18 protein-coding genes are annotated in these 20,590 nt (G+C 66.3%); 10 read left to right on the forward strand and 8 right to left on the reverse strand.

Translation table 11 applies throughout. From position 1 onward, the window contains the following. Positions 1–124: 124 nt before the first annotated feature. The 5 genes from H7A76_RS15385 to H7A76_RS15405 all read left to right on the forward strand — a co-directional run bounded on the left by H7A76_RS15385 (position 125) and on the right by H7A76_RS15405 (position 6,182). Positions 125–817: a response regulator transcription factor gene (locus H7A76_RS15385; RefSeq protein WP_185699276.1), complete on the forward strand. Its 693-nt coding sequence runs from the start codon at positions 125–127 to the stop codon at positions 815–817. Further along, complete coding sequence (locus H7A76_RS15390; RefSeq protein WP_185699277.1) at positions 817–2,154, forward strand: sensor histidine kinase; 1,338 nt, start codon at positions 817–819, stop codon at positions 2,152–2,154. Before H7A76_RS15385 ends, H7A76_RS15390 begins: the two co-directional genes overlap by 1 nt. 139 nt (positions 2,155–2,293) lie before the next feature. Then, positions 2,294–4,531 carry a TonB-dependent siderophore receptor gene (locus tag H7A76_RS15395; protein ID WP_409519189.1) on the forward strand — a complete coding sequence of 746 codons (2,238 nt, stop codon included), beginning with the start codon at positions 2,294–2,296 and terminating at the stop codon, positions 4,529–4,531. Between the two features lie 20 nt (positions 4,532–4,551). Next, a complete protein-coding gene (locus tag H7A76_RS15400; RefSeq protein WP_185699279.1) occupies positions 4,552–5,475 on the forward strand; it encodes an alpha/beta hydrolase in 924 nt (307 codons plus the stop codon). A gap of 89 nt (positions 5,476–5,564) precedes the next feature. Continuing rightward, complete coding sequence (locus tag H7A76_RS15405; protein WP_185699280.1) at positions 5,565–6,182, forward strand: DNA-3-methyladenine glycosylase; 618 nt, start codon at positions 5,565–5,567, stop codon at positions 6,180–6,182. Between the two features lie 86 nt (positions 6,183–6,268). Here H7A76_RS15405 and dctM read toward each other — a convergent pair whose 3' ends face one another. From dctM to H7A76_RS15420, 3 genes are read right to left on the reverse strand one after another with little or no spacing between them, the layout of a single operon-like run. Beyond that, entirely contained in the window at positions 6,269–7,549 is a 1,281-nt protein-coding gene (gene dctM / locus H7A76_RS15410; RefSeq protein WP_185699281.1) for a C4-dicarboxylate TRAP transporter large permease protein DctM, read from the reverse strand. Beyond that, positions 7,549–8,181, reverse strand: a complete 633-nt coding sequence (locus tag H7A76_RS15415) for a TRAP transporter small permease (RefSeq protein ID WP_185699282.1) — start codon at positions 8,179–8,181, stop codon at positions 7,549–7,551. The genes dctM and H7A76_RS15415 overlap by 1 nt, the downstream gene beginning before the upstream one ends. Positions 8,182–8,237: 56 nt before the next feature. Further along, entirely contained in the window at positions 8,238–9,239 is a 1,002-nt protein-coding gene (locus H7A76_RS15420; protein WP_185699283.1) for a TRAP transporter substrate-binding protein, read from the reverse strand. 244 nt (positions 9,240–9,483) lie between these two features. On the opposite strand from H7A76_RS15420, the gene H7A76_RS15425 reads away from it, so the two are divergent. From H7A76_RS15425 to H7A76_RS15440, 4 genes are all read left to right on the forward strand, one after another. Then, positions 9,484–10,515 carry an AraC family transcriptional regulator gene (locus tag H7A76_RS15425; protein ID WP_185699284.1) on the forward strand — a complete coding sequence of 344 codons (1,032 nt, stop codon included), beginning with the start codon at positions 9,484–9,486 and terminating at the stop codon, positions 10,513–10,515. A 105-nt stretch (positions 10,516–10,620) separates the two neighbouring features. Further along, entirely contained in the window at positions 10,621–11,727 is a 1,107-nt protein-coding gene (locus H7A76_RS15430) for a polyamine ABC transporter substrate-binding protein (RefSeq protein ID WP_185699285.1), read from the forward strand. Positions 11,728–11,830: 103 nt separating this feature from the next. Next, on the forward strand, positions 11,831–13,294 hold the full coding sequence (locus H7A76_RS15435) for an amidase (protein WP_185699286.1): 1,464 nt from the start codon (positions 11,831–11,833) through the stop codon (positions 13,292–13,294). A 59-nt stretch (positions 13,295–13,353) separates the two neighbouring features. After that, on the forward strand, positions 13,354–13,680 hold the full coding sequence (locus H7A76_RS15440) for a hypothetical protein (protein ID WP_185699287.1): 327 nt from the start codon (positions 13,354–13,356) through the stop codon (positions 13,678–13,680). A 264-nt stretch (positions 13,681–13,944) separates the two neighbouring features. Here the strand turns inward: H7A76_RS15440 and H7A76_RS15445 are convergent, their stop codons facing one another. The 5 genes from H7A76_RS15445 to H7A76_RS15465 all read right to left on the reverse strand — a co-directional run bounded on the left by H7A76_RS15445 (position 13,945) and on the right by H7A76_RS15465 (position 19,528). Next, a complete protein-coding gene (locus H7A76_RS15445) occupies positions 13,945–14,757 on the reverse strand; it encodes a CoA ester lyase (protein WP_185699288.1) in 813 nt (270 codons plus the stop codon). 148 nt (positions 14,758–14,905) lie between these two features. Further along, positions 14,906–16,111, reverse strand: a complete 1,206-nt coding sequence (locus H7A76_RS15450) for a CaiB/BaiF CoA transferase family protein (RefSeq protein ID WP_185699289.1) — start codon at positions 16,109–16,111, stop codon at positions 14,906–14,908. A gap of 32 nt (positions 16,112–16,143) precedes the next feature. Beyond that, the gene (locus tag H7A76_RS15455) at positions 16,144–17,493 is read right to left on the reverse strand and encodes an MmgE/PrpD family protein (RefSeq protein WP_185699290.1); all 1,350 of its coding nucleotides are present in this window, start codon (positions 17,491–17,493) and stop codon (positions 16,144–16,146) included. Between the two features lie 9 nt (positions 17,494–17,502). Then, positions 17,503–18,666, reverse strand: coding sequence for an acyl-CoA dehydrogenase family protein (locus H7A76_RS15460; RefSeq protein ID WP_185699291.1), 1,164 nt, complete (start codon positions 18,664–18,666; stop codon positions 17,503–17,505). 34 nt (positions 18,667–18,700) lie between these two features. Continuing rightward, complete coding sequence (locus tag H7A76_RS15465) at positions 18,701–19,528, reverse strand: MaoC family dehydratase N-terminal domain-containing protein (RefSeq protein WP_185699292.1); 828 nt, start codon at positions 19,526–19,528, stop codon at positions 18,701–18,703. Between the two features lie 142 nt (positions 19,529–19,670). On the opposite strand from H7A76_RS15465, the gene H7A76_RS15470 reads away from it, so the two are divergent. Continuing rightward, positions 19,671–20,582 (forward strand): LysR family transcriptional regulator, encoded by a 912-nt coding sequence (locus tag H7A76_RS15470; protein ID WP_185699293.1) that lies wholly within the window; start codon positions 19,671–19,673, stop codon positions 20,580–20,582. Positions 20,583–20,590 lie beyond the last annotated feature (8 nt).

The raw sequence follows: 20,590 nt of genomic DNA on the forward strand, positions 1-20,590 counted from the left end.
GACGTCGATCAACCCTGGCCACCATGGCAATTGCATCGCCAGGGGCATTGCTGCACTATTCGCGGATGCTAAATATTCTCATTTAAACCCTCTCCCCCAGCCGCTTGTGCAAAGTACCCCACCCATGACCCCCAATCTGCTTCTCGTGGAAGACGACGCCCGGCTGCGCCAGGACCTGGACCGACATTTCCGCCAGCGCGGCTTCGCCGTCAGCGCCTGCGTCGATGGCCGCGAAGGACTGGCGACACTGCGCGCCGGACGCTTCGACCTGGTGCTGCTGGACATCATGCTGCCCGGCCTCGATGGCCTGGCCCTGCTCGATACCCTGCGCCACGAACAAGACGTCCCGGTGATGCTGATGTCGGCCCTGGGCGCCGAGCAGGACCGCATCACCGGGTTCACCCGGGGCGCCGACGACTACCTGCCCAAGCCCTTCAGCCTGGCCGAGCTGGATGCCCGGGTCGATGCGCTGCTGCGGCGCATGGCCCGGGTCCAGCCGCCCCCCAGCCAACGCCAGGACCCGTTGCTCGCCTTCGACGACCAGGCCCAGGATGTGCTCAGCCAAGGCCGCGCCGCCGGCCTCACCGGCTCCGAATACCGCCTGCTGGTGACCCTGCGCGAGCATCCCGGGCAGACCCTGAGCAAGCCCTTCCTCTACCAGCAGGTGCTGCACCGCATCTACACCCGCCTGGATCGCGGCCTGGACGTGCACGTCTGCAACCTGCGGCGCAAGCTGGCCGAAATTGGCGTACAGCACTTGCAGATCCAGGCCGTGCGCGGTGCCGGCTACATCCTGGTACAAGCGGACCGCTGCTGATGCGCCGCCACCCCCTGTTGTGGAAGCTGGCGCTGTTGCAGATCGGCTTCTGCCTGCTGCTGACCTGGATCATCTGGACCTGGGGCCTGTCGGCCGAACGCAGCACTTACTTTCTCGACCCGGCCGACCGCCAGTACCTGGCCGGCTACGCTCAGCAGGCCGAACGCGCCTGGCGCCAGGACGGCGCGGCCGGGGTCGACACCTTCCAGCGCCAGCTGGCCGCCCGGGAACACACCTGGGTCGCGGTGATCGGCGAGCGCCTGCAAAGCCTCGGCAGTACGCCTTTGAGCGCCGAGGAGGCCAGCCACCTGACGTTCATGCGCAAGCTGGACTGGCCCATGAGCCGGCGCCTGCAGGATGAATTGCCCTACGTCAGCATCCAGTTCCCGGAACATCCCGAACAGGGCCGGCTGGTGCTGCAGCTGCCCGAACGCCTGCTGCCCAGCGGCCTCACGCCCTGGACCCACGTGCTCAGCCACGGGGTGGTGCCGACCTTGCTGGCCGCCCTGCTCGGCTTGTTGCTCTACCGTCATCTGGTGCTGCCGTTGAACCGCCTGCGCGACCGCGCCGATGCCCTGCGCGCCGACGACCTGGAGAGCACGGGGCTGGGTACGCCCCTGGCCCGGCGCAGCGACGAACTAGGCGAGCTGGCCCTGGCCTTCGAGCACATGGCCGAGCGCCTGCGCCAGAGCCTGGCCCAGCAACGCCTGCTGCTGCGGACCTTGTCCCATGAGCTGCGCACGCCCCTGGCCCGCCTGCGCATCGCCCATGACAGCCGGCTACCGCCGGAGCAACTGCGCCAGCGCCTGGACCGCGAGATCCTCGACATGCAGCGCCTGCTGGAAGACACCCTGGACCTGGCCTGGCTCGACACCGAACGCCCGCAACTGTCCACCGAGCCGGTGCAGGTGCTGTCGATCTGGGAGGCCCTGCGCGAAGACGCCTGCTTCGAGAGCGGCTGGAACCTCGAGCGCCTGCCCTGCCTGCTGGACGCCGATTGCCGGGTCCAGGTGCACCTGGACAGCATTGCCCAGGCCCTGGAGAACCTGTTGCGCAACGCCATCCGTCATTCCCCCGCGGGCGGCCGGGTCAGCCTGCGCGGCTGGCGCGAGGGCAGCCACTGGCACCTGTGCCTGGAGGATCAGGGCCCGGGGGTCGCCGAACAGGACCTGCAGCGGATCTTCCAGCCCTACCAGCGCCTGGGCTCGGCCCAGGGCGAGGGTTTCGGCCTGGGCCTGGCTATCGCCCAGCGCGCCGTGGAGCTGCACCAGGGGCGAATCTGGGCCAGCAACGGCCACCCGGGATTGTGCATGCACTTGCTGTTGCCGGCGGCCTGAAGGCAAGCGCTGCCGGCCCGTGGACCGCCCCGTCGCCGCCGAAGTGTTTAGAAAGTTAATGCGCTTTACTCGCAAATAGCAGTCATTATCATTCGTGATCTTCCTGTTCCAGCTTCCGTCCCGGAGATCACCGATGTCCATGCGTTCGATGCGTCCTTTCGCGCCCTTCCTGCTGTCCAGCTGCTGCCTGCTCAGCCATGCCGTCCAGGCGGCCAATGCCGAGGCGCCGCAGCCGGTCCTGGAACTCCAGCCCCAGAGCATCGTCGCCACCGCCAAGGAAGAAACCAAGCAAGCCCCGGGGGTCTCGGTGATCACCGCCGAGGACATCCAGAAGCGCCCGCCGGCCAACGACCTGTCGCAGATCATCCGCACCATGCCCGGGGTCAACCTCACCGGTAACTCCACCAGCGGCCAGCGCGGCAACAACCGGCAGATCGACATCCGTGGCATGGGCCCGGAGAACACCCTGATCCTGGTGGACGGCAAGCCGGTGGGCAGCCGCAACTCGGTGCGCTATGGCTGGCGCGGCGAGCGCGATACCCGGGGCGACACTAACTGGGTACCGGCCGACCAGGTGGAGCGCATCGAGGTGATCCGTGGCCCGGCCGCCGCCCGCTACGGCAACGGCGCTGCCGGCGGGGTGATCAACATCATCACCAAGCAGGCCGGCAGCCAGACCCACGGCAATGCCACGCTCTACAGCTCGTTCCCCGCCCACAAGGACGAAGGCGCGACCCAGCGCATGAGCTTCGGCCTCAACGGGCCACTGACCGACAAGCTCAGCTACCGGGTCTACGGCAACATGGCCCGCACCGATTCCGACGACGCCGACATCAACGCCGGCCACGAGTCGCTGCGCACCGGCAAGCAGGCCGGCACCCTGCCCGCTGGCCGTGAGGGCGTGCGCAACAAGGACCTCAACGGCCTCTTGAGCTGGCAGCTGACCCCGGACCAGAGCCTGGACTTCGAAGCCGGCTTCAGCCGCCAGGGCAACATCTATACCGGCGACACCCAGAACACCAACAGCAACAAGAACGTGAAGAGCCTCCTGGGTCACGAGACCAACCGCACCTACCGCAAGACGTACTCGCTGACCCACCGCGGCGAGTGGGACTTCGGCAGTTCCATGGCCTACCTGCAATACGAGAAGACCCGCAATACACGGATCAACGAAGGCCTGGCCGGCGGTACCGAAGGCATCTTCAGCGACGCCAACTTCTACACCTCGGTGCTGCGCGACCTGACCGCCCATGGCGAGCTCAACCTGCCGCTGCATGCAGGCTTCGAGCAGACCCTGACCCTGGGCAGCGAGTGGTCGCAGCAAAAGCTCGACGACCCCAGCTCCAACACCCAGGACACCAAGGAGGCCGGCGCCATCGCCGGCCTGGCCTCGAACAACCGCAGCAGCCAGATCGGCGCGCAGATCTTCTCGCTGTTCGCCGAGGACAACATCGAGCTGGCGCCCGGCACCATGCTCACCCCCGGCTTGCGCTTCGATCACCACAGCATCGTCGGCGACAACTGGAGCCCGTCGCTGAACCTGTCCCATGCCCTGAGCGACAGCCTGACCCTCAAGGCCGGGATCGCCCGGGCCTACAAGGCGCCGAACCTGTACCAGCTCAACCCCGACTACCTGCTCTACAGCCGTGGCCAGGGCTGCTACGGCCAGACCACCAGCTGCTACCTGCGGGGCAACGACAAGCTGGGGGCGGAAACCAGCGTCAACAAGGAACTGGGCCTGGAGTACAAGGCCGACGGCTGGGTGGCCGGCCTGACCTACTTCCGCAACGACTACAAGAACAAGGTCGAGTCGGGCCTGGCGCCGACCGGCCGGGCCAGCGGTGGCAGTTCGGCGCAATACAAGAACGCCGCGGTGTATGAGTGGGAAAACGTGCCCAAGGCCGTGGTCGAAGGCCTGGAAGGCACCCTGACCGTGCCCCTGGCCAGCCAGCTGACCTGGAACAACAACTTCACCTACATGCTGCAATCGAAGAACAAGGAAACCGGCGATTACCTCTCGGTGACCCCGCGCTTCACCCTCAACTCGATGCTCGACTGGCAAGCCACCCAGGACCTGTCGCTGCAGATGAACGTGGCCTGGTACGGCAAGCAGACACCGAAGAAATTCGACTACCACGGCGACCGGGTCACCGGCAGCGCCACCCAGCAACTGGCCCCCTACGCCATCGCCGGCATCAGCGGCACCTACGCCTTGACTCGCCACCTGAGCCTGACCGCCGGGGTCGACAACCTGTTCGACAAGCGCCTGTACCGCGAAGGCAATGCCCAGGGCGTGGTGGATATCGCCGGGGCCGGCGCCGCCACCTACAACGAACCGGGGCGCACCCTGTACACCAGCCTGAGCGCGTCGTTCTAAGCCCCTAACGAGAAAGCCTGATGAGAACCACGACCTTGCGCCTGGCCCTGGGCTGGGCGCTGGCCGCCGCCAGTGGCCTGGCGACGGCCCAACCGGCTCCCGAGCAACGGATGGACAGCAGCCTGCTGCAACGCCAGGACCTGCCCTATCGCTTCAGCAGCCTGCAACTGGACTCCACCGACGGCCAGCGCCACTACCAGGTGTGGATCGGCCAACCGCTCAAGGCCGCCCCCAAACACGGCTATCCGGTGCTGTGGATGCTCGATGGCAACGCCGCCATCGGCGCCCTCGACCCGCAACAGCTCAAGCAGCTGGACCAGGGCCAGGCGCCGTTGCTGGTGGCGGTGGGCTACCAGACCCCGCTACGCATCGAGCGTACCGCCAGGACCTACGACTACACCCCGCGCCAGCCTGGCCGCGAGGTGCAGCAAGACCCCTTGACCGGCCAACCCAGCGGTGGCGGCGAAGCGTTCCTCGAACTGTTGCGCGAGCGCCTGCGCCCAGCGGTGGCCGCCCGGGTAGCGATCGACCCTGCGCAGCAGACCTTGTGGGGGCACTCCTATGGTGGCCTGCTGGTGCTGCAGGCATTGTTCCAGCGTCCCGGGGAGTTTCGTCACTACGCCGCCGCCAGCCCCTCATTGTGGTGGGGCGACGGGCTGATCCTCGACCAGGCCCGGGGCCTGGCTGAGCGCATGCAGGGGCATCGGGCACAGCTGCTGCTGATGCGCGGTGATGCCGAGCCGGGGGACCCACGCCAGGCTCCGGCTTCGTACCCAGCCCCGGGGGCCGACCTGCGGGCCCGGCAGTTACGCGAGCAACTGGCGCCGGTTCCCGGCCTGGCCCTGGACGTCCACACCTTCGAGACGCTCGGCCATGGCCAGACCCTGGCGGCGTCCCTGCACTATGTGCTGGAGCGCCTGTACCTGCCCCCGGACCCGCCTTGAGCCACGAATTCCAGCGCAAGGGACCGGGTGCCAGAACCGCCGCCAGCGGCTAACCTGCCAGGCGTCCCGCCCCTTGCCCCGGATTACCGATGCCCGCCAGTCCCGATTTCGCCAGCACCTTCCTCGCCGCCCTGGATGCCGATTGGGCGCGGCATATCGCCGCCATCGGCCCCTGCCTGCACCAGCCCCGGCCGGAGCGCGAACCCTACCAGGCGCTGGTGCGCGCGGTGGCCTACCAGCAATTGCATGCCAAGGCCGGCGACGCGATCCTCGCCCGGCTGCGGGCGCTGTTTCCCGGCCAGGACTTTCCCAGCCCCGGGCAGCTCTGCGCCAGCAGCGTCGAACAGCTGCGCGGCTGCGGTTTTTCCGCGCGCAAGGCGGCCGCCCTGCAGGGTATCGCCCAGGCCACCCTGGACGGCCTGGTGCCGTCGGCGGACGCCGCACGGGAGCTGGACGACCAACAGCTGGTCGAACGGCTGACGCCACTGCCCGGGATCGGTCGCTGGACCGTGGAGATGCTGTTGATCTACAGCCTGGAGCGCCAGGACGTACTGCCGGTGGACGACTTCGGCGTACGCGAGGGTTACCGGCGCCTCAAGGGCCTGGAGCGCCAGCCCAGCCCGCGCCAGATGCGTGAGCTGGGCCAGGCCTGGAGCCCCTGGCGCACCACCGCCGCCTGGTACTTGTGGCGAGTACCGGCGACCTGACCGGCCCATGGGCATGGGTCGTTGCACCGAACCCGGCAGGCCACTGCGCTATCCATACAGGAGCTGGCTTGCCAGCGATGGGAGCGCTACATGCCCAACCCGTTGGGCAAGGCCAGGGAGATCAGCGGGACGTAGGTCACCAGGATCAGGAACAGCAGCAGGATCATCAGCCACGGCAGGGCCGCGCGGATGGTCTGGCCCAGGGTCAGGCCAGTCACCGCCGAGGTCACGAACAGGTTCAGGCCCACCGGCGGGTGCACCAGACCGATCTCCATGTTGACCACCATGACGATACCCAGGTGAATCGGGTCGATTCCCAGCTTCATGGCAATCGGGAAGAAGATCGGCGCCAGGATCAGCACGATCGCCGAGGGCTCCATGAAGCTGCCCGCCACCAGCAACACCACGTTGACCATCAGCAGGAAACCGATCGGCGTCAGGCCTTCGGAAATCACCCAGGCGGTGATTTCCTGGGGGATCTGTTCAGTGGTCAGCACATGGGCGAAGAGCATGGCGTTGGCGATGATGAACATCAGCATGATCGACAGCCGGCCCGACTCCAGCAGCACCTTGGGGCAGTCGCGCAGCTTCATGTCGCGGTACACGAACAGGGCGACGAAGGCCGAGTACACCGCCGCCACCGCCGCCGCTTCAGTGGGGGTGAACATGCCGCTGTAGATACCGCCAAGGATGATCACCAGCAACAGCAGCCCCCAGAACGCCCGGCGCGCGTAGCTCAGCCACTCGCAAAAGGTGGCCCGTGGCTGGGCCGGCAGCTTTTTCACCCGGGCCACGATGTAGATCGCCACCATCAGCAGCAGGCCCAGCAGCAACCCGGGCACTACGCCGGCCATGAACAGCTTGCCCACCGAAGTCTCGGTGGCCGCCGAGTACACCACCATGACGATCGACGGCGGAATCAGGATGCCCAGGGTCCCGGCGTTGCAGATGATCCCGGCGCCGAATTCCTTGGGATAGCCGGAGCGCACCATGCCCGCCACGGCAATCGAGCCGACCGCCGCCACGGTGGCTGGCGACGAGCCTGACAGCGCGGCGAACAGCATGCAGGCCAGTACCGCGGCAATCGCCAGGCCGCCACGGATGTGCCCGACACAGGCGTTGGCGAAGTCGATCAGGCGCTGGGCCACGCCACCGGTGGTCATGAAGGCCCCGGACAAGAGGAAGAACGGAATCGCCAGGAAGGTGTAGGCGTCGGAGGTCTCGAACAGCTTGATCGCCAGGGAGCTCAGGGAGTCCGGGCTGAACATCAGGATCGACACCGCCCCCGACAGGCCCAGGGCGATGGCGATGGGCACGCCGAGGAACATGAACACGAACAGCAGCAGAAACAGACAGAGCACGGCCATCAGTGACGCTCCTCACGGCTGCCCGCCAGCTTGCTGGCCTCGCCCGCCTCGTCGGCCAGCCCCAGGCCGAACTGCCGTCGGGTGAAGATGCGGTAGAAGATTTCCAGGTAACGGATCAGCACCAGGGCGAAGCCGATGGGCACTATCACCACGATATGGCTGATCTGGATGCCGAAGCGGTCCAGGTCTTCGGCGCCGATATGGACGGTCATGATCGCGCTCAGCCACTTGAAGCTGGCGACCATGAACAGCCCGGCGTACACCAGGCAGCAGAAGCAGGCAAGCAGCGCCAGGTGACGCTGCACCGGGAGCGGGGTCAGGCGTACCAGAGCATCCACCCCCAGGTGCCCGGCGGTGCGCACGCCATAGGAGATGCCGAAGAAGATCAACCAGCCGAACATCGCCTTGGTCAGGGCCACGCCCCAGGTCATGTCCTGGGCCAGGCCCATGGTGGCGTCGCCCAGAGCGTTGAAGAAAGCGCTGCTGGCGGCCGATGTGTCGGCCAGGGCGAAGAACAGGGTGTAGATGTTGTTGAGCATCACGTAGACGAAGGTCACCAGGGTCATGGTCGCCAGCAGCAGGGCAATCAGGCCCTCCTCCAGGTGCTCCCAGATACGTCTCAGGGACTGCATAGAGATACCTCGCGAACAGGCAGTGGCCGTCCGCCTCGGACGGCCGGGAGGGTGTATCAGTGGCGCTGGTTGGCGGCGTCGGCGGCCTCGATCAGGTCGGCGCCGATCTCGTCCTCGAACTTGTTCCACACCGGGCGCATGGTGTCGCGCCAGGCCTGGCGCTGCTCGGGGGTCAGTTCGATGATTTCGCTGGTCTTGGCCTCGACGATCTTCTGCCTCGCGCTCTGGTTCAGCGCTTCGGCCTGTTTGTTCACCTGCACCGAGACCTCGGCCATGATCTTTTCCAGCTCGCCGCGCACGTCTGCCGGCAGGCCGTTCCAGAAGCTCGCGTTGGTGATCACCATATAGTCGATCAGGCCGTGGTTGGACGCGGTGAAGTACTTCTGCACCTCATTGACCTTCTGGCTTTCATAGTTCGACCAGGTGTTCTCGGTGCCGTTGACGGTGCCGGTCTGCAGGCCCTGGTAGACCTCGGCGAAACTCATCTTGCGCGGGTTGGCGCGCATCGCCTTGGATTGCTCTTCGAGTACGCTGGAGGCCTGCACGCGGAACTTCAGGCCACGGGCGTCCTTGGGTTCGTGGAGGGGCTTGTTGGCTGATAGCTGCTTCAGACCGTTGTGCCAGTAGGCCAGGCCGAGAATGCCCTTGCCCTGCATCGAGGTCAGCAACTGCTTGCCCTCGGCGGCCTGGAAGCGGTCCACCGCCGCCAGGTCGTCGAACAGGAACGGCAGGTCGTAGATCTGGATCTTTTTGGTGTACTGCTCGAATTTGGCCAGCGACGGCGCCAGCATCTGCACATCCCCCAGCAGCAGTGCCTCCATTTCCTTGCCATCGCCGAACAGCGAAGAGTTGGGGTAGACCTCAACCTTGACCCGTCCCGGCAGGCGCTCCTCGGCGAGCCTCTTGAACAGTAACGCGCCCTGGCCCTTGGGGGTGTTCTCGGCCACCACGTGGGCGAACTTGATGATGATCGGGTTGCCGGTGGATTCGGCGGCCTGAGCCAACCCGGCAGCGAGCAATGCGGCGGCACAGAACAGCGCTGTTGAGAGCTTGGACATGGACTTCACCTTTTTATTGTTGTGATTGAAGGAAGAGTGCCCAAGGCATGGCGTATAGAGAATTTCGAATTTTTGATACCCGCGTTCATCCCCACCGAACGCCCCTCCCCATGGAGAAGCCGGCTTGCCGGCGAAAGGCTCCCGAGCCCTACGCTGCCCCCGCCAACGCCTGCAAGGAGCAATTGAACCGCGGGCGCGTAACCCCTAAAGTCACGCCTTTCCGATTCCTGCTTCGAGATCGTCGATGGCCGCCCTTCGCCTGACCACCCTGCATACCACCCAAGCAGTACTGGACGCCTTTCGCGACAGCGGTGTCCCGGCCCAGGTGTTGCTGGAAGGTAGCGGCATCCAGCTGGCGGACCTGGAACTGCCCAACAGCCTGATCAACATCAGCCAGGAAATGCGCGTATTCCGCAATGCCGTGGCCTTTCGCCAGGACCTCGGGCTGGTGCTGGGACGCAACCTGCACGTCTGCGCCTATGGCATGTTCGGCCTGACCCTGCTGACCAGCGCCACCCTGCGCGAGGGTTGGTCCCTGGCGCTGCGCTACCCGTTGCTGCTGGGCACCTTCTTCCACCTCGACCTGGAACTGCGCGATGGCCTGGCCTGGCTCACTGCCGACCAGTACAGCGAGAGCGAGCTGGAAGTGTTCAACACCGATTTCTGCATGTCGTCCTACCGGGTCACCTGCCAGGACCTGCTGGGCTGTTCGCTGCCACTGCGCGAAGTGCACCTCAAGCATGGGCCGCAGCCCTACCTGGACAGCTACGAGCAAGCCTTCGATTGCCCCGTGCAATTCAATGCCGGGCGCAACGCCATCGGTTTCGACCCGGAGTGGCTGGACCGGCGCCTGCCCCTGGCGGACCTGGTGACCCAGAACGACATGCTGCAGCGCTGCATCCGCCTGAACGAGGAACTCAGCGCCCGCCCCACCTGGATCGACCAGGTGCGGCGCATCCTCAACGAACAGCTGCACGCCGTGCCGGACTTCGACAGCCTGGCGCGCCAGGTGCACTGCTCCCCCAGCACCCTGCGCCGGCGCCTGCGGGCCCAGCACACCAGCTACCAGCAATTGCTCGACGAGCTGCGCTACGCCCGGGCCCGCCAGTTGCTTGAACAGCACAGCCTGCCCATCTACCGCATCGCCGAGGCCCTGGGTTTCAAGGAAACCGCCAGCTTCCGCCATGCCTTCCAACGCTGGAGCGGCGTCGCTCCGGGGCGTTTCCGGCAACTGGCCGGCCAGCTGGGTCCGTTGTCAGACAATTCGCAAGAATGACGTCAAATATCCCCTATTGACCGTTGCCAACATTCTCTGTGGGACACTTCCGGCGAAAAATGACGCCCGGAAGGTTTCGCTTTCTTCAAGACATGGAGCTGTCGCATGAAATCGCTGCATACCGCGTTCACCAGCCTGGTCCTGGCCCTGGGCCTGACCTGTTCTTCCGGTGCCACGGCCGCCGCCGAGCGCACGGTAAACATCTTCAACTGGTCGGAATACATCGCCCCCGACACCATCAAGGATTTCCAGGCCAGCAGCGGGATCAAGGTCAAGTACGACATCTTCGAGAGCAACGAAGTGCTCGAGGCCAAGCTGCTCACCGGCAATAGCGGCTACGACGTGGTGGTGCCCTCCAGTGGCTTCGTCAGCAAGCAGATCAGTGCCGGAGCCTTCCAACCCCTGGACCGCGCCCAGTTGCCGAACTGGAAGAACCTCGACCCGGCGGTGATGAAGCTGCTGGAACAGAGCGACCCGGGCAACCGCTACGTGATCCCCTACATGTGGGGCACCAACCTGATCGGTTACGACCGCGACAAGGTCCGCCAGTTGCTGGGCGACGATGCACCGGTCAACAGCTGGGACCTGGTGTTCAAGGAGGAGAACCTGAAGAAGCTCGGCCAGTGCGGCGTGACCTTCCTCGACTCGCCTACCGAGATGCTGCCCCTGGCCCTGCACTACCTGGGCCTTGACCCCAACAGCCAGAACCCTGCGGACTACCGCAAGGCCGAGGCCCTGCTGCTGAAGCTGCGTCCCTATGTGCGCTATTTCCACAGCGCCAAGTGGATGGGCGATATCGCCAACGGCAACATCTGCGTGGCGGTGGGCTATTCCGGTGGTTTCCTGCAGGCCGCCAACCGCGCCAACGAAGCCAAGAACGGCGTGCATATCGAGATGCGCATTCCCAAGGAAGGCACCCTGGCCTGGATCGATACAGTGGCCATCCCCAGCGGCGCCAAGCACGTGGACACCGCCCATGTCTTCCTCAACTACCTGATGGAACCCAAGGTCATCGCCTCCATCAGCAACTTCGTCGGCTACCCCAACGGCATCACGGACTCCAAGCCGTTCATCCAGCAGTCGCTGCTGGACAACCCGGACCTGTTCCCCAGCGCCGAGACCATGACCCGCCTGTTCCCCCTGGCGCCGCTGCCGGCCAAGGCCGAACGCACCCGCACCCGGACCTGGATCAAGGTCACCAGCGGACGCTGAACCACTTACCCCGAAAGCCTTGCGGCCTGGTAGGGAACCGGCCCGCAAGCTTTCGCCGCCGACTTGCCCTGCGCATCCGGCGCCCTGGAAAAAAGAGTTGTCCATGTCGTCAGCCACACCCAGCCATCCACCCCTGCACCAGCTGTCGATCGAGGCCTTGCTGCACGGTTTCGCCACCTTGCGGTTCACCCCGGTAGACCTGCTGCGCGACCTCTTGGCCCGCATCGAGCAGCATGAGCCACGGCTCAACGCCCTGTGCGAACGCCAGGACGCGGCGGCGTTGCTGGCCGCCCAGGCCAGTGCCGAGCGCTGGGCAGCCGGGCAACCCATGGGCCGCCTGGACGGCATCGCGGTGCTGGTCAAGGACAACCACGACATCCAGGGCTGGCACACCCGCAACGGCTCCAGGGCCCTGGCCAGCCGCCCGCCCCTGGAGCACGACTGCGCCCTGGTGGCACGGTTGCGCGAAGCCGGGGCGATCTTCATCGCCAAGACCACCTTGCCGGAACTGGCTTGTACGCCGCTGACCGACAGTCCCCTGACCGGGGTCACCCGCAATCCGTGGAACCTCGCCCTGCATGCCGCCGGTAGCAGCGGTGGCAGTACCGCCGGGGTGGCGGCCGGTTATGCCCCGGCCGCCACGGCCAACGACGCGGCCGGCTCGATCCGCACCCCGGCGAGCTTCTGCGGGGTTATCGGCTTCAAGCCCAGCCACGGCCTGGTTTCGACCAGCCCGGCCATCGATCCAGGCGGCTTGACCGCCGAGGGTCCGATCGCCCGCCATGTGCGCGACATCGCCTTGCTGCTGGAGTACATGAGCGCCTATGAACCCAGCGAGCCCTTTGCCTGGCCCCATGCCCCCCTGGGCTTCCTGGAACGGATCGAGGAGGGTGTCCAGGGCTTGCGCATCGCCTTCAGCGCCGACCTGGGTTATGCCGCCCATGTCGACCCGCAGATCGCCGCCAGTTGCCTGGCTGCGGCCCGACGCCTGGAGGCTGCCGGCGCGACCCTGGTGCTGGCCTCGCCGGACCTCGGCAACCCGGCCCCCGGTTTCGTGCGCTCCTGGCCCGTGGAAGCGGCCAGCACCGTGGACCTGGAGATCCCCGCTGAGCAACAGCACTTGATGGGCGACTTTCTCCAGCAGGCCCAGGTGCGAGCCCGCCAGCTCAATGCCCTGGACTATGCCAATGCCGTGCAGGAACGACACCAGGTAGCCCAGGTCCTGCATGCCTTTCTCAGCGACTACGACCTGCTACTGACCCCGACCGCGGTGGTCGAGCCGTTCGCCGTGGAATTGTCGAGCCCGCCCGACTGGCCACAACAGGCCAGCAGCATGTGGCAGCCGACCACGTTCCCATTCAACTACAGCCGCCAGCCGGCACTGAGCATGCCTTGCGGCCTGAGCGCCGCCGGCCTGCCCATCGGCTTGCAGATCGCCGCGCGCTTCGGACGCGACGACCTGGTGCTGCGAGCGGCCAGGGCCCTGGAAAAACTCCAGCCCATGGCGCCCTTCGCACATCCCCACGGCCTGGCCGACGCCCCTGAGGCGTCGGGTATCGAACAATAACGTACAAGCACAACCTGTCGGCGCCAGCCAGCGATGCGACACGGACAAGGAGGTGGACCATGGATTCTTCAAGCAGTTGGTACCAAGACACCCAGTTCGAGCATGACATCTATGTGATGGTCATTCGCGAGCCCAGTTCGCCAAGCCTCGACCCGCACCAGACCGGCTCCAGCTACAGCTATGTCGGGCGCCTGGCCGGCCAGGGCCAGCATCCGTGCTTTTCCCTGCACTTCGCCTGCCCGCCCTATGGCAACGACTACGCCAGTACCGACGCCGCCCTGCAAGCCGGCATGGCCCATGGCCGGGCGCTGGTGGAGCACTGGCGGACCCGTGGGCGCAAGCTGCCGGTCGGCGGCGAGATAGCCCTGCCCAGCTACAGCAGCTGACACACCAAGGCCCATGGCTGGCAGGAGGGCAGCGGCTGTCGTAGGCTGCCCCGCCGTCCGTCCATGCGCCATCTCCTGGAGTGTCGATCCATACACGCAAGAGGTGCAGGATGTAGGGCGCGCCCCCTTGTCGACTTGCCCGGCATGGGCCAATCGCGATGGTCCGCTCCAGGCTGCTCATCGGACGCTACCGCAGGGGGCGGGGCTGGGATGTGCATGCTGAGACCGCGGCCGTTCTACCTGCACGCCGGCCCTGGCACAGGGTCAGGCCATCGCCAGCAAGCGCTGGGCCCGCAGCAGCACCGGGGCATCGACCATCTGCCCATCCACCTGGTAGGCCCCGACACCCTCGCGCCCGCCCTCCACCACCCGTTGGGCCCAGGCCAATTCCTCGGCGCTGGGCGCCAGGGCTTGATGGATCACCGGCACCTGGACCGGGTGGATGCACAGCGCACCGGCAAAGCCCATGGCGTAGGCGTGACGGACCGAGGCGGCCAGGCCCTGGCTGTCGGCGATGCCGGGAAACACCCCGTCCAGCGGCGCCTGCAGCCCCGCCGCCCGAGAGTGCAGGATCAGCGCCAACCGCGCTTGGTCCAGGGCGAACTGGGCAGCCGCCGAGCCGCTGCTGAGGTTGAGATCCAGGGCCAGGTCCAGGCCGCCGAACGACAGGCGATGGACCCCGGGTGCGCTGGCGATCTCGCCCAGGGCCAACAAGCCCCGGGCACTTTCGATGATCGGCCAGACCAGACGGCCGCTGGTCGCTACTCGCGCCACCTGGGCAGCGCACTCGACTTTCGGCAGGAGAATGCCCACCACCCCGGCATGAGCCTGGCAGAACGCCAGATCGGCCAGGTGCTGGGGGTGCTCGGGGGCGTTGATTCGTACCCAGGCCCGGACCTGGGGCTGCGCCAGCAGGAAACGCCCCAGGTGCTCTCGCGCCTGCACCTTGAGGGGTTCCTCAACCGCGTCCTCGAAATCGACGATCACCGCATCGGCGCCACAGGCCAAGGCCTTGGCGAAACGCTCGGGGCGGCTGCCGGGGACGAACAGCGCGGAGCGGACAATGGGGTTGGACATGTTCGGATCCTTGTTATTGGAAGACCAGTGGCGGCCAGGCTTACTGCCCAGCTCCTGCGATAAGAGCCTGGTGTTGCCCTGCCCTCTGCAGGAGCCGGCTTGCCAGCACAGGCGATCTCACACGCCAGCTCCTACGCGCAGGTGGGGTTCAGATGACTCCGCGGGTCTGCAATTGCTCGATGCTTTGCAGGCTCAGGCCCAGCTCGGCGAGTATCGCTACGCTGTGCTGGCCCAGCGCCGGGACTGCGTCCATGCGCGGGGCATAGGCACTGTTGCGCGCTGGTGGCAACAACGCCGGCAGGCGGCCCGCCGGGCTGTCCACCTGGCGCCAGGCATCCCGGGCCGCCAGCTGCGGGTGCTGCCATACGCTCTGCATGTCGTTGACCCGGGCGTTGGCGATCTGCGCCTGCTCCAGCCGTTCGATCACCTGGGCGACGCTGAGCCGGGCAAAGCGCTCGACGATGATCTGGCGCAGCGCCTCGCGGTTGGCCGAACGCTTGAAGTTGGCGCCAAAGCGCTCGTCCGTGGCCAGTTCGGGCAGCGCCAGCACCTTGTCGCAGAAGGCCGCCCACTCTCGTTCGTTCTGCAGGCCTAGCATCACCGTGCCGCCGTCACCGGCGGGAAACGGCCCGTAGGGATAGATGGTGGAATGGGCCGCGCCGGCCCGGGGTGGCGGTTCGGCACCTTCGAAGGCGTAGTACAGGGGGTAGCCCATCCACTCCACCAGGCTTTCCAGCATGCTGATGTCGATGCGGCTGCCCAGGCCGGTGCGCCCACGCAGCAGCAGGGCCGAAAGAATGCCGCTGTAGGCGTACATGCCGGCGGCAATGTCGGCGATCGAGCAACCGGCCTTGGCCATCTGCTCTGGTTCGGGGCCGCCGGTCACCGATACAAAGCCGCCTTCGCTCTGGATCAGCAGGTCATAGGCCTTTTTCCGCTCATAAGGGCCGCCTTCGCCGTAGCCGGAAATATCGCAGACTATCAGCCGTGGAAACCGCTCATGCAGCGCCTCGAAGGACAGCCCCATGCGTGCCGCCGCCCCTGGAGCCAGGTTCTGCACCAGCACGTCGGCCCCAGCCAGCAGGCTCTCCAGCACGCTCTCGGCTGCGGGCTGCTTGAGATCCAGGCTCAGGCTTTCCTTGGAGCGGTTGGTCCACACGAAGTGCGAGGCCAGGCCCTTGACCCGCTGATCGTAGCCCCGGGCGAAATCGCCGCTGCCGGGGCGCTCGACCTTGATCACCCGGGCTCCCAGGTCCGCCAGCTGGCGGGTGCAGAACGGCGCGGCAATAGCGTGTTCCAGGCTGACCACGGTGATGCCGTCCAAGGGTCGTGGCGGTGCTGTGTTGTCGGTCATGTTCGGTCCTCGCCCTGTTCGATGTCGGGCATTCAGAGCAGTGAGTTGAGGTCGGCAGCGTCCCGCAGGGCCCAGACCCGGCGGATCAAGGCATCGCCTTGCTCCGGGGTGCGGGCGCCGGAGAACTGCAGCAGGCGCTGGAACTTGTCTTCCAGCTCGGCCCGGGACAGGCCATTGCCCGGATCGCCCTTGGGCTCGTCGATGGCACCTTGCAGGATGCGGCCATCCACGCACTGCACCTCGATCCGGCCCAGCCAACGCGTTGGATAGCCAGCATCGACTTCAGGGTCCAGCTGCATGCCGACCTTGTCGCGAAACGCCGCGACCCGGGGGTCGCTTAGCGCATGGCGCTGGAACTCCGGCAGCCCGGCCTTGCCGTACACCGCGATCAGGCCGAGCACGGTGCCCATTGAAAACTTGGCCTGGTGCACGGTCTGCGGCACCTGGACCCGGCCCAGCACATCGATGGCGCCCTGGTGTACCCGGGTCACTACCCGGGCAATCTGCCGATGTTCCAGGCCTTCACGCTGCATCACCTCAAGCAAGGCATCGGCGGCGGGATGGGTGTGGCGGCACGAGGCGTGGAACTTGAACGAGGTTTCCAGCAGCGCCCAGCGGCTGCCCAGGCGGGCACTCAGCAGTGCCGGCTCGGCATTCCGGGACATACCGGCGGCCATGCCCTGCTCGCCTTCGAGGATATTGCGCGCGCCGCTCAGGCCGTCCCGGGTCAGGTAGGCGGCCAGCAGGCCATCGGCGGCGGCCTTGGCAGTGTGCAGTTGCTTGGAATCGGCGGCGTCACGCAAGAATTCCCAGAGCCCGGCGGCCTGGGTCCCGGCGCTGCCCAGAAGGTTGATGAACTGCTCACTGTCGAATTCCATCAGCTTGCCCACCGCCACCGCAGCGGCCAGGGTGCCGACGGTGGCCGTGGTGTGGAAGATCCGGTAGTGAGAACGACCCATGAATTCGCCGATGCGGATTCCCGCCTCATAACCGGCCACCGCTGCCAGCAGCAGCTCGCGGCCGGACTTGCCCAGGTCCTGGGCCGCCGCCAGCGCCGCCGGGAACACCACGGTGGCCGGGTGCAGCACGGAGCTATTGTGCAGGTCGTCCTGCTCCACCAGGTGTGACGAGGCGGCATTGACCAGGGCGGCGAAATACGCCGAGCTGCCGGCCCCATTGACCAGGATGCGCGCAGGGCCACTGGCCGGGCCCATGTGCCGGGCATAGGCCTCGAACAAGGGGATCGGGTGCGCGCCCTGGGCGGCAAGGGCCGAGCCCAGCCAGTCCAGGAACAGCTCTTGGGTACGCAGCAGGACGTTTTCCGGCAGCTCGGCGTAGCGCAGGCCGGCGAGGAACCCGGCCAGATCGTGGGTATGGCTCATGGGGGCTCCTTAGAAGCTGCGGGGCAGTTCCAGCAAATGCTCGGCGACGTAGGACAGGATCAGGTTGGTGGAGATCGGCGCCACTTGGTACAGCCGGGTCTCGCGGAATTTGCGCTCGACGTCATACTCGCAGGCAAAGCCGAAGCCGCCGTGGGTCTGCAGGCAGGCATTGGCCGCTTCCCAGGAAGCCTTGGCCGCCAGGTACTTGGCCATGTTGGCGCTGGCCCCGGCGTTGCGGCCGCTGTCGTATTCCTCGCAGGCGCGCCAACGCATCAGGTCGGCAGCCTCGATCTCGATATGGGCCTCGGCAATCGGGAACTGCACGCCCTGGTTCTGGCCGATGGGCCGGCCGAACACCTCCCGGTCGCGGGCATAGGCGCTGGCCTTCTCGATGAACCAGCGGCCATCACCGATGCATTCGGCGGCGATCAGTGTGCGCTCGGCGTTGAGGCCGTCGAGGATGTACTTGAAGCCCTTGCCCTCCTCGCCGATCAAGCTGTCGGCGGGCAGCTCCAGGTTGTCGAAGAACAGCTCGTTGGTCTCGTGGTTGACCATGTTGGCAATGGGCTGCACGGTCAGGCCATTGCCGATGGCCTGGCGCAGGTCCACCAGGAAGATCGACATGCCCTCGGATTTTTTCTGCACCTGGGCCAGTGGCGTGGTGCGGGCCAGCAGGATCATCAGGTCGGAATGCTGAATGCGCGAGATCCACACCTTCTGCCCGTTGATCACATACTTGTCGCCGCGGCGAATGGCGGTGGTCTTGATCTTGGTGGTATCGGTGCCGGTGGTGGGCTCGGTGACGCCCATCGATTGCAGGCGCAATTCGCCGCTGGCGAACTTGGGCAGGTAGTAGCGCCTTTGCGCTTCGCTGCCATGCCGCAGCAGGGTGAACATGTTGTACATCTGCCCATGCACGGTGCCGGAGTTGCCGCCGCAGCGGTTCACTTCTTCGAGGATCACCGAGGCTTCGGCCAGCCCCAGGCCAGAGCCGCCATACTCGCCAGGGATCATCGCCGCCAGCCAGCCGGCCTCGGTCAGGGCCTTGACGAAAGCTTCCGGGAAGCCCTTGCGCTCATCGATGCCGCGCCAGTAGGCGGCGTCGAACCCGGTGCACAGTGCGCGCACGCCTTCCCGGATGGCATGGAGTTCTTCAGTGTCATGGGGGTTCATCACTCGGCACTCCGCCTTTGCTTATTGTTGAGATTCAGTCGAACTGCACTTCGCCGCGCTGGGCCAGCCCGGAGCCATCGCCAGCCCACAGCTCGGCGTGTCCAGGGGCGCTGATGCGCCCGCCGACCTCGAAAGGCTGCGGGACCATCAAGGGCCGCAGGCCGCGGTAGGCGAAATGGTGCAGGCGCGCCTCGGGGTGGGCCCGGCAGAAGGCCCCCAGGCTCAGGGTGGCGATCAGTGGGCCATGCACCACCAGCCCCGGGTAGCCCTCGGTGGCGGTGACGTAGGGATAGTCGTAGTGGATGCGATGGCCGTTGAAGGTCACTGCGCTGTAGCGAAACAGCAGGGTCGGCGTGGGCTCTACCGGCTCGCGCCAGTTACCTTCGGGCAGCGGCTCGCCACTGCTCATTTTGGGCGGAGTCGGTTCGCGGTAGACGATGTCCTGTTCTTCACGCAACGCCAGTTGGCCGTCCTGAAAGTATTCGTGGCACAGGGTGACGAACAGCAGCTTGCCGGTGCGCCCGGCCTTTTCCTCGACCTGGAGAATGGTGCTGGTGCAGCTGGCCTCGGCGCCGACCCGCAGCGGCTGATGAAACGCCAGGCGGCCACCGGCCCACATGCGGTTGCGGTTGTTCGCCGGCGGCAGGAAACCGCCCCGCGCCGGATGCCCGTCGTCGCCCAGGGTCGAGGCCGGCTGCGGCTGCTGGAAGAAACACCAGTGCCACAACGGCGGCAGGGCTTCGCCCGGAGCCGGGACGGGCTGGCCGAACGTGGCGGCGATGCGGGCCAGCAGGTGATGGCTGAGGTGGTCGTCGATCCGCTGGCTGCGGCCGATCCAGGCGCTGGGGTCGGTGGCACTCATGGTGGCAAGGTCCTGTGGCACGAAGGTGATGGCGACCATCATGCAAGGGGCTGGCGCGTATGGAGAATTTGCATTTCTATAAACCGGCGTTCGTTTATGCTGAACGCTATTCATCCCTATCCCTGCCTTCAGGAGCCCGGACATGCATTTCGATCTGGCGGACCTGCGCCTGTTTATCCATATTGCCGAATCCCCGAGCCTGACCCAGGGCGCGCGTCGCGCCTTCCTCTCGCCAGCGGCCGCCAGCGCACGAATCAAGGCCTTGGAAGGCCAGCTCGACACCCGCCTGCTGTACCGCGACAGCCGCGGCGTGGAAGCCACACCCGCCGGCGAACGGCTGCTGCAGCACGCGCGGCTGATCATGCGCCAGGTGGATTACCTGAAAAGCGAATTCACCCAGTACGGCGGCGATTCTTCCGGGCACATCCGCATCTTCGCCAACACCACGGCGGTCACCGAATTCCTGCCGGAAGTGCTGGCGAAATTTCTCTCGGTACACCCTGGAGTCACAGTGGACCTGCAGGAGCGCCTGTCCCGGGACATCGTTCGCGGCGTGCTGGACGGCACCAGCGACATGGGCATCATCGCCGGCCCGGTGGAAGCCAGCGGCCTGCAGGTCCTGCACTTCAGCACCGACCACCTGGTGTTGATGGTGCCCGTGGACCACCCACTGTCGGGGCAGGCCTCGGTGACCCTGGAACAGACCCTGGCCTACCAGCACATCGGCCTGCATGAAGGCAGCACCCTCTTGACCTTCCTGCGCGAGCATGTGGAACGCCTGGGCAAGCAACTGTCGCTGCGCATCCAGATGTCGAGCTTCGAGGCGATCTGCCGCATGGTGGAAGCCGGGGTCGGCATCGGAATCATTCCCGAGTCCGCGGCCTTGCGGCACAGTCGCACCATGCAGTTAGTGACGGTGAAGCTGGATGAAAGCTGGGCCGTGCGCGAACGCAGCGTCATCGTCCGCGAACTAGAGGCCCTGCCCGGCAGCGTGCGGGCGCTGATCGCGACACTGATGCCCGATAACCGGAGCCCACAGCCTCGTGACCGGTGATCGCCCTG

Source organism: Pseudomonas sp. MSSRFD41 (genome assembly GCF_014230245.1).
GTDB lineage: Bacteria > Pseudomonadota > Gammaproteobacteria > Pseudomonadales > Pseudomonadaceae > Aquipseudomonas > Aquipseudomonas piscis.

Coding starts and splice junctions, on each gene's coding strand:
- H7A76_RS15420 (WP_185699283.1), bottom strand. CDS start 9,239: ATGTCCAAGCTCTCAACAGCGCTGTTCTGTGCCGCCGCATTGCTCGCT.
- H7A76_RS15445 (WP_185699288.1), bottom strand. CDS start 14,757: ATGTCCAACCCCATTGTCCGCTCCGCGCTGTTCGTCCCCGGCAGCCGC.
- H7A76_RS15430 (WP_185699285.1), top strand. CDS start 10,621: ATGAAATCGCTGCATACCGCGTTCACCAGCCTGGTCCTGGCCCTGGGC.
- H7A76_RS15405 (WP_185699280.1), top strand. CDS start 5,565: ATGCCCGCCAGTCCCGATTTCGCCAGCACCTTCCTCGCCGCCCTGGAT.
- H7A76_RS15440 (WP_185699287.1), top strand. CDS start 13,354: ATGGATTCTTCAAGCAGTTGGTACCAAGACACCCAGTTCGAGCATGAC.
- H7A76_RS15385 (WP_185699276.1), top strand. CDS start 125: ATGACCCCCAATCTGCTTCTCGTGGAAGACGACGCCCGGCTGCGCCAG.
- H7A76_RS15390 (WP_185699277.1), top strand. CDS start 817: ATGCGCCGCCACCCCCTGTTGTGGAAGCTGGCGCTGTTGCAGATCGGC.
- H7A76_RS15415 (WP_185699282.1), bottom strand. CDS start 8,181: ATGCAGTCCCTGAGACGTATCTGGGAGCACCTGGAGGAGGGCCTGATT.
- H7A76_RS15450 (WP_185699289.1), bottom strand. CDS start 16,111: ATGACCGACAACACAGCACCGCCACGACCCTTGGACGGCATCACCGTG.
- H7A76_RS15470 (WP_185699293.1), top strand. CDS start 19,671: ATGCATTTCGATCTGGCGGACCTGCGCCTGTTTATCCATATTGCCGAA.
- H7A76_RS15465 (WP_185699292.1), bottom strand. CDS start 19,528: ATGAGTGCCACCGACCCCAGCGCCTGGATCGGCCGCAGCCAGCGGATC.
- H7A76_RS15400 (WP_185699279.1), top strand. CDS start 4,552: ATGAGAACCACGACCTTGCGCCTGGCCCTGGGCTGGGCGCTGGCCGCC.
- H7A76_RS15435 (WP_185699286.1), top strand. CDS start 11,831: ATGTCGTCAGCCACACCCAGCCATCCACCCCTGCACCAGCTGTCGATC.
- H7A76_RS15460 (WP_185699291.1), bottom strand. CDS start 18,666: ATGAACCCCCATGACACTGAAGAACTCCATGCCATCCGGGAAGGCGTG.
- dctM (WP_185699281.1), bottom strand. CDS start 7,549: ATGGCCGTGCTCTGTCTGTTTCTGCTGCTGTTCGTGTTCATGTTCCTC.
- H7A76_RS15395 (WP_409519189.1), top strand. CDS start 2,294: ATGCGTTCGATGCGTCCTTTCGCGCCCTTCCTGCTGTCCAGCTGCTGC.
- H7A76_RS15455 (WP_185699290.1), bottom strand. CDS start 17,493: ATGAGCCATACCCACGATCTGGCCGGGTTCCTCGCCGGCCTGCGCTAC.
- H7A76_RS15425 (WP_185699284.1), top strand. CDS start 9,484: ATGGCCGCCCTTCGCCTGACCACCCTGCATACCACCCAAGCAGTACTG.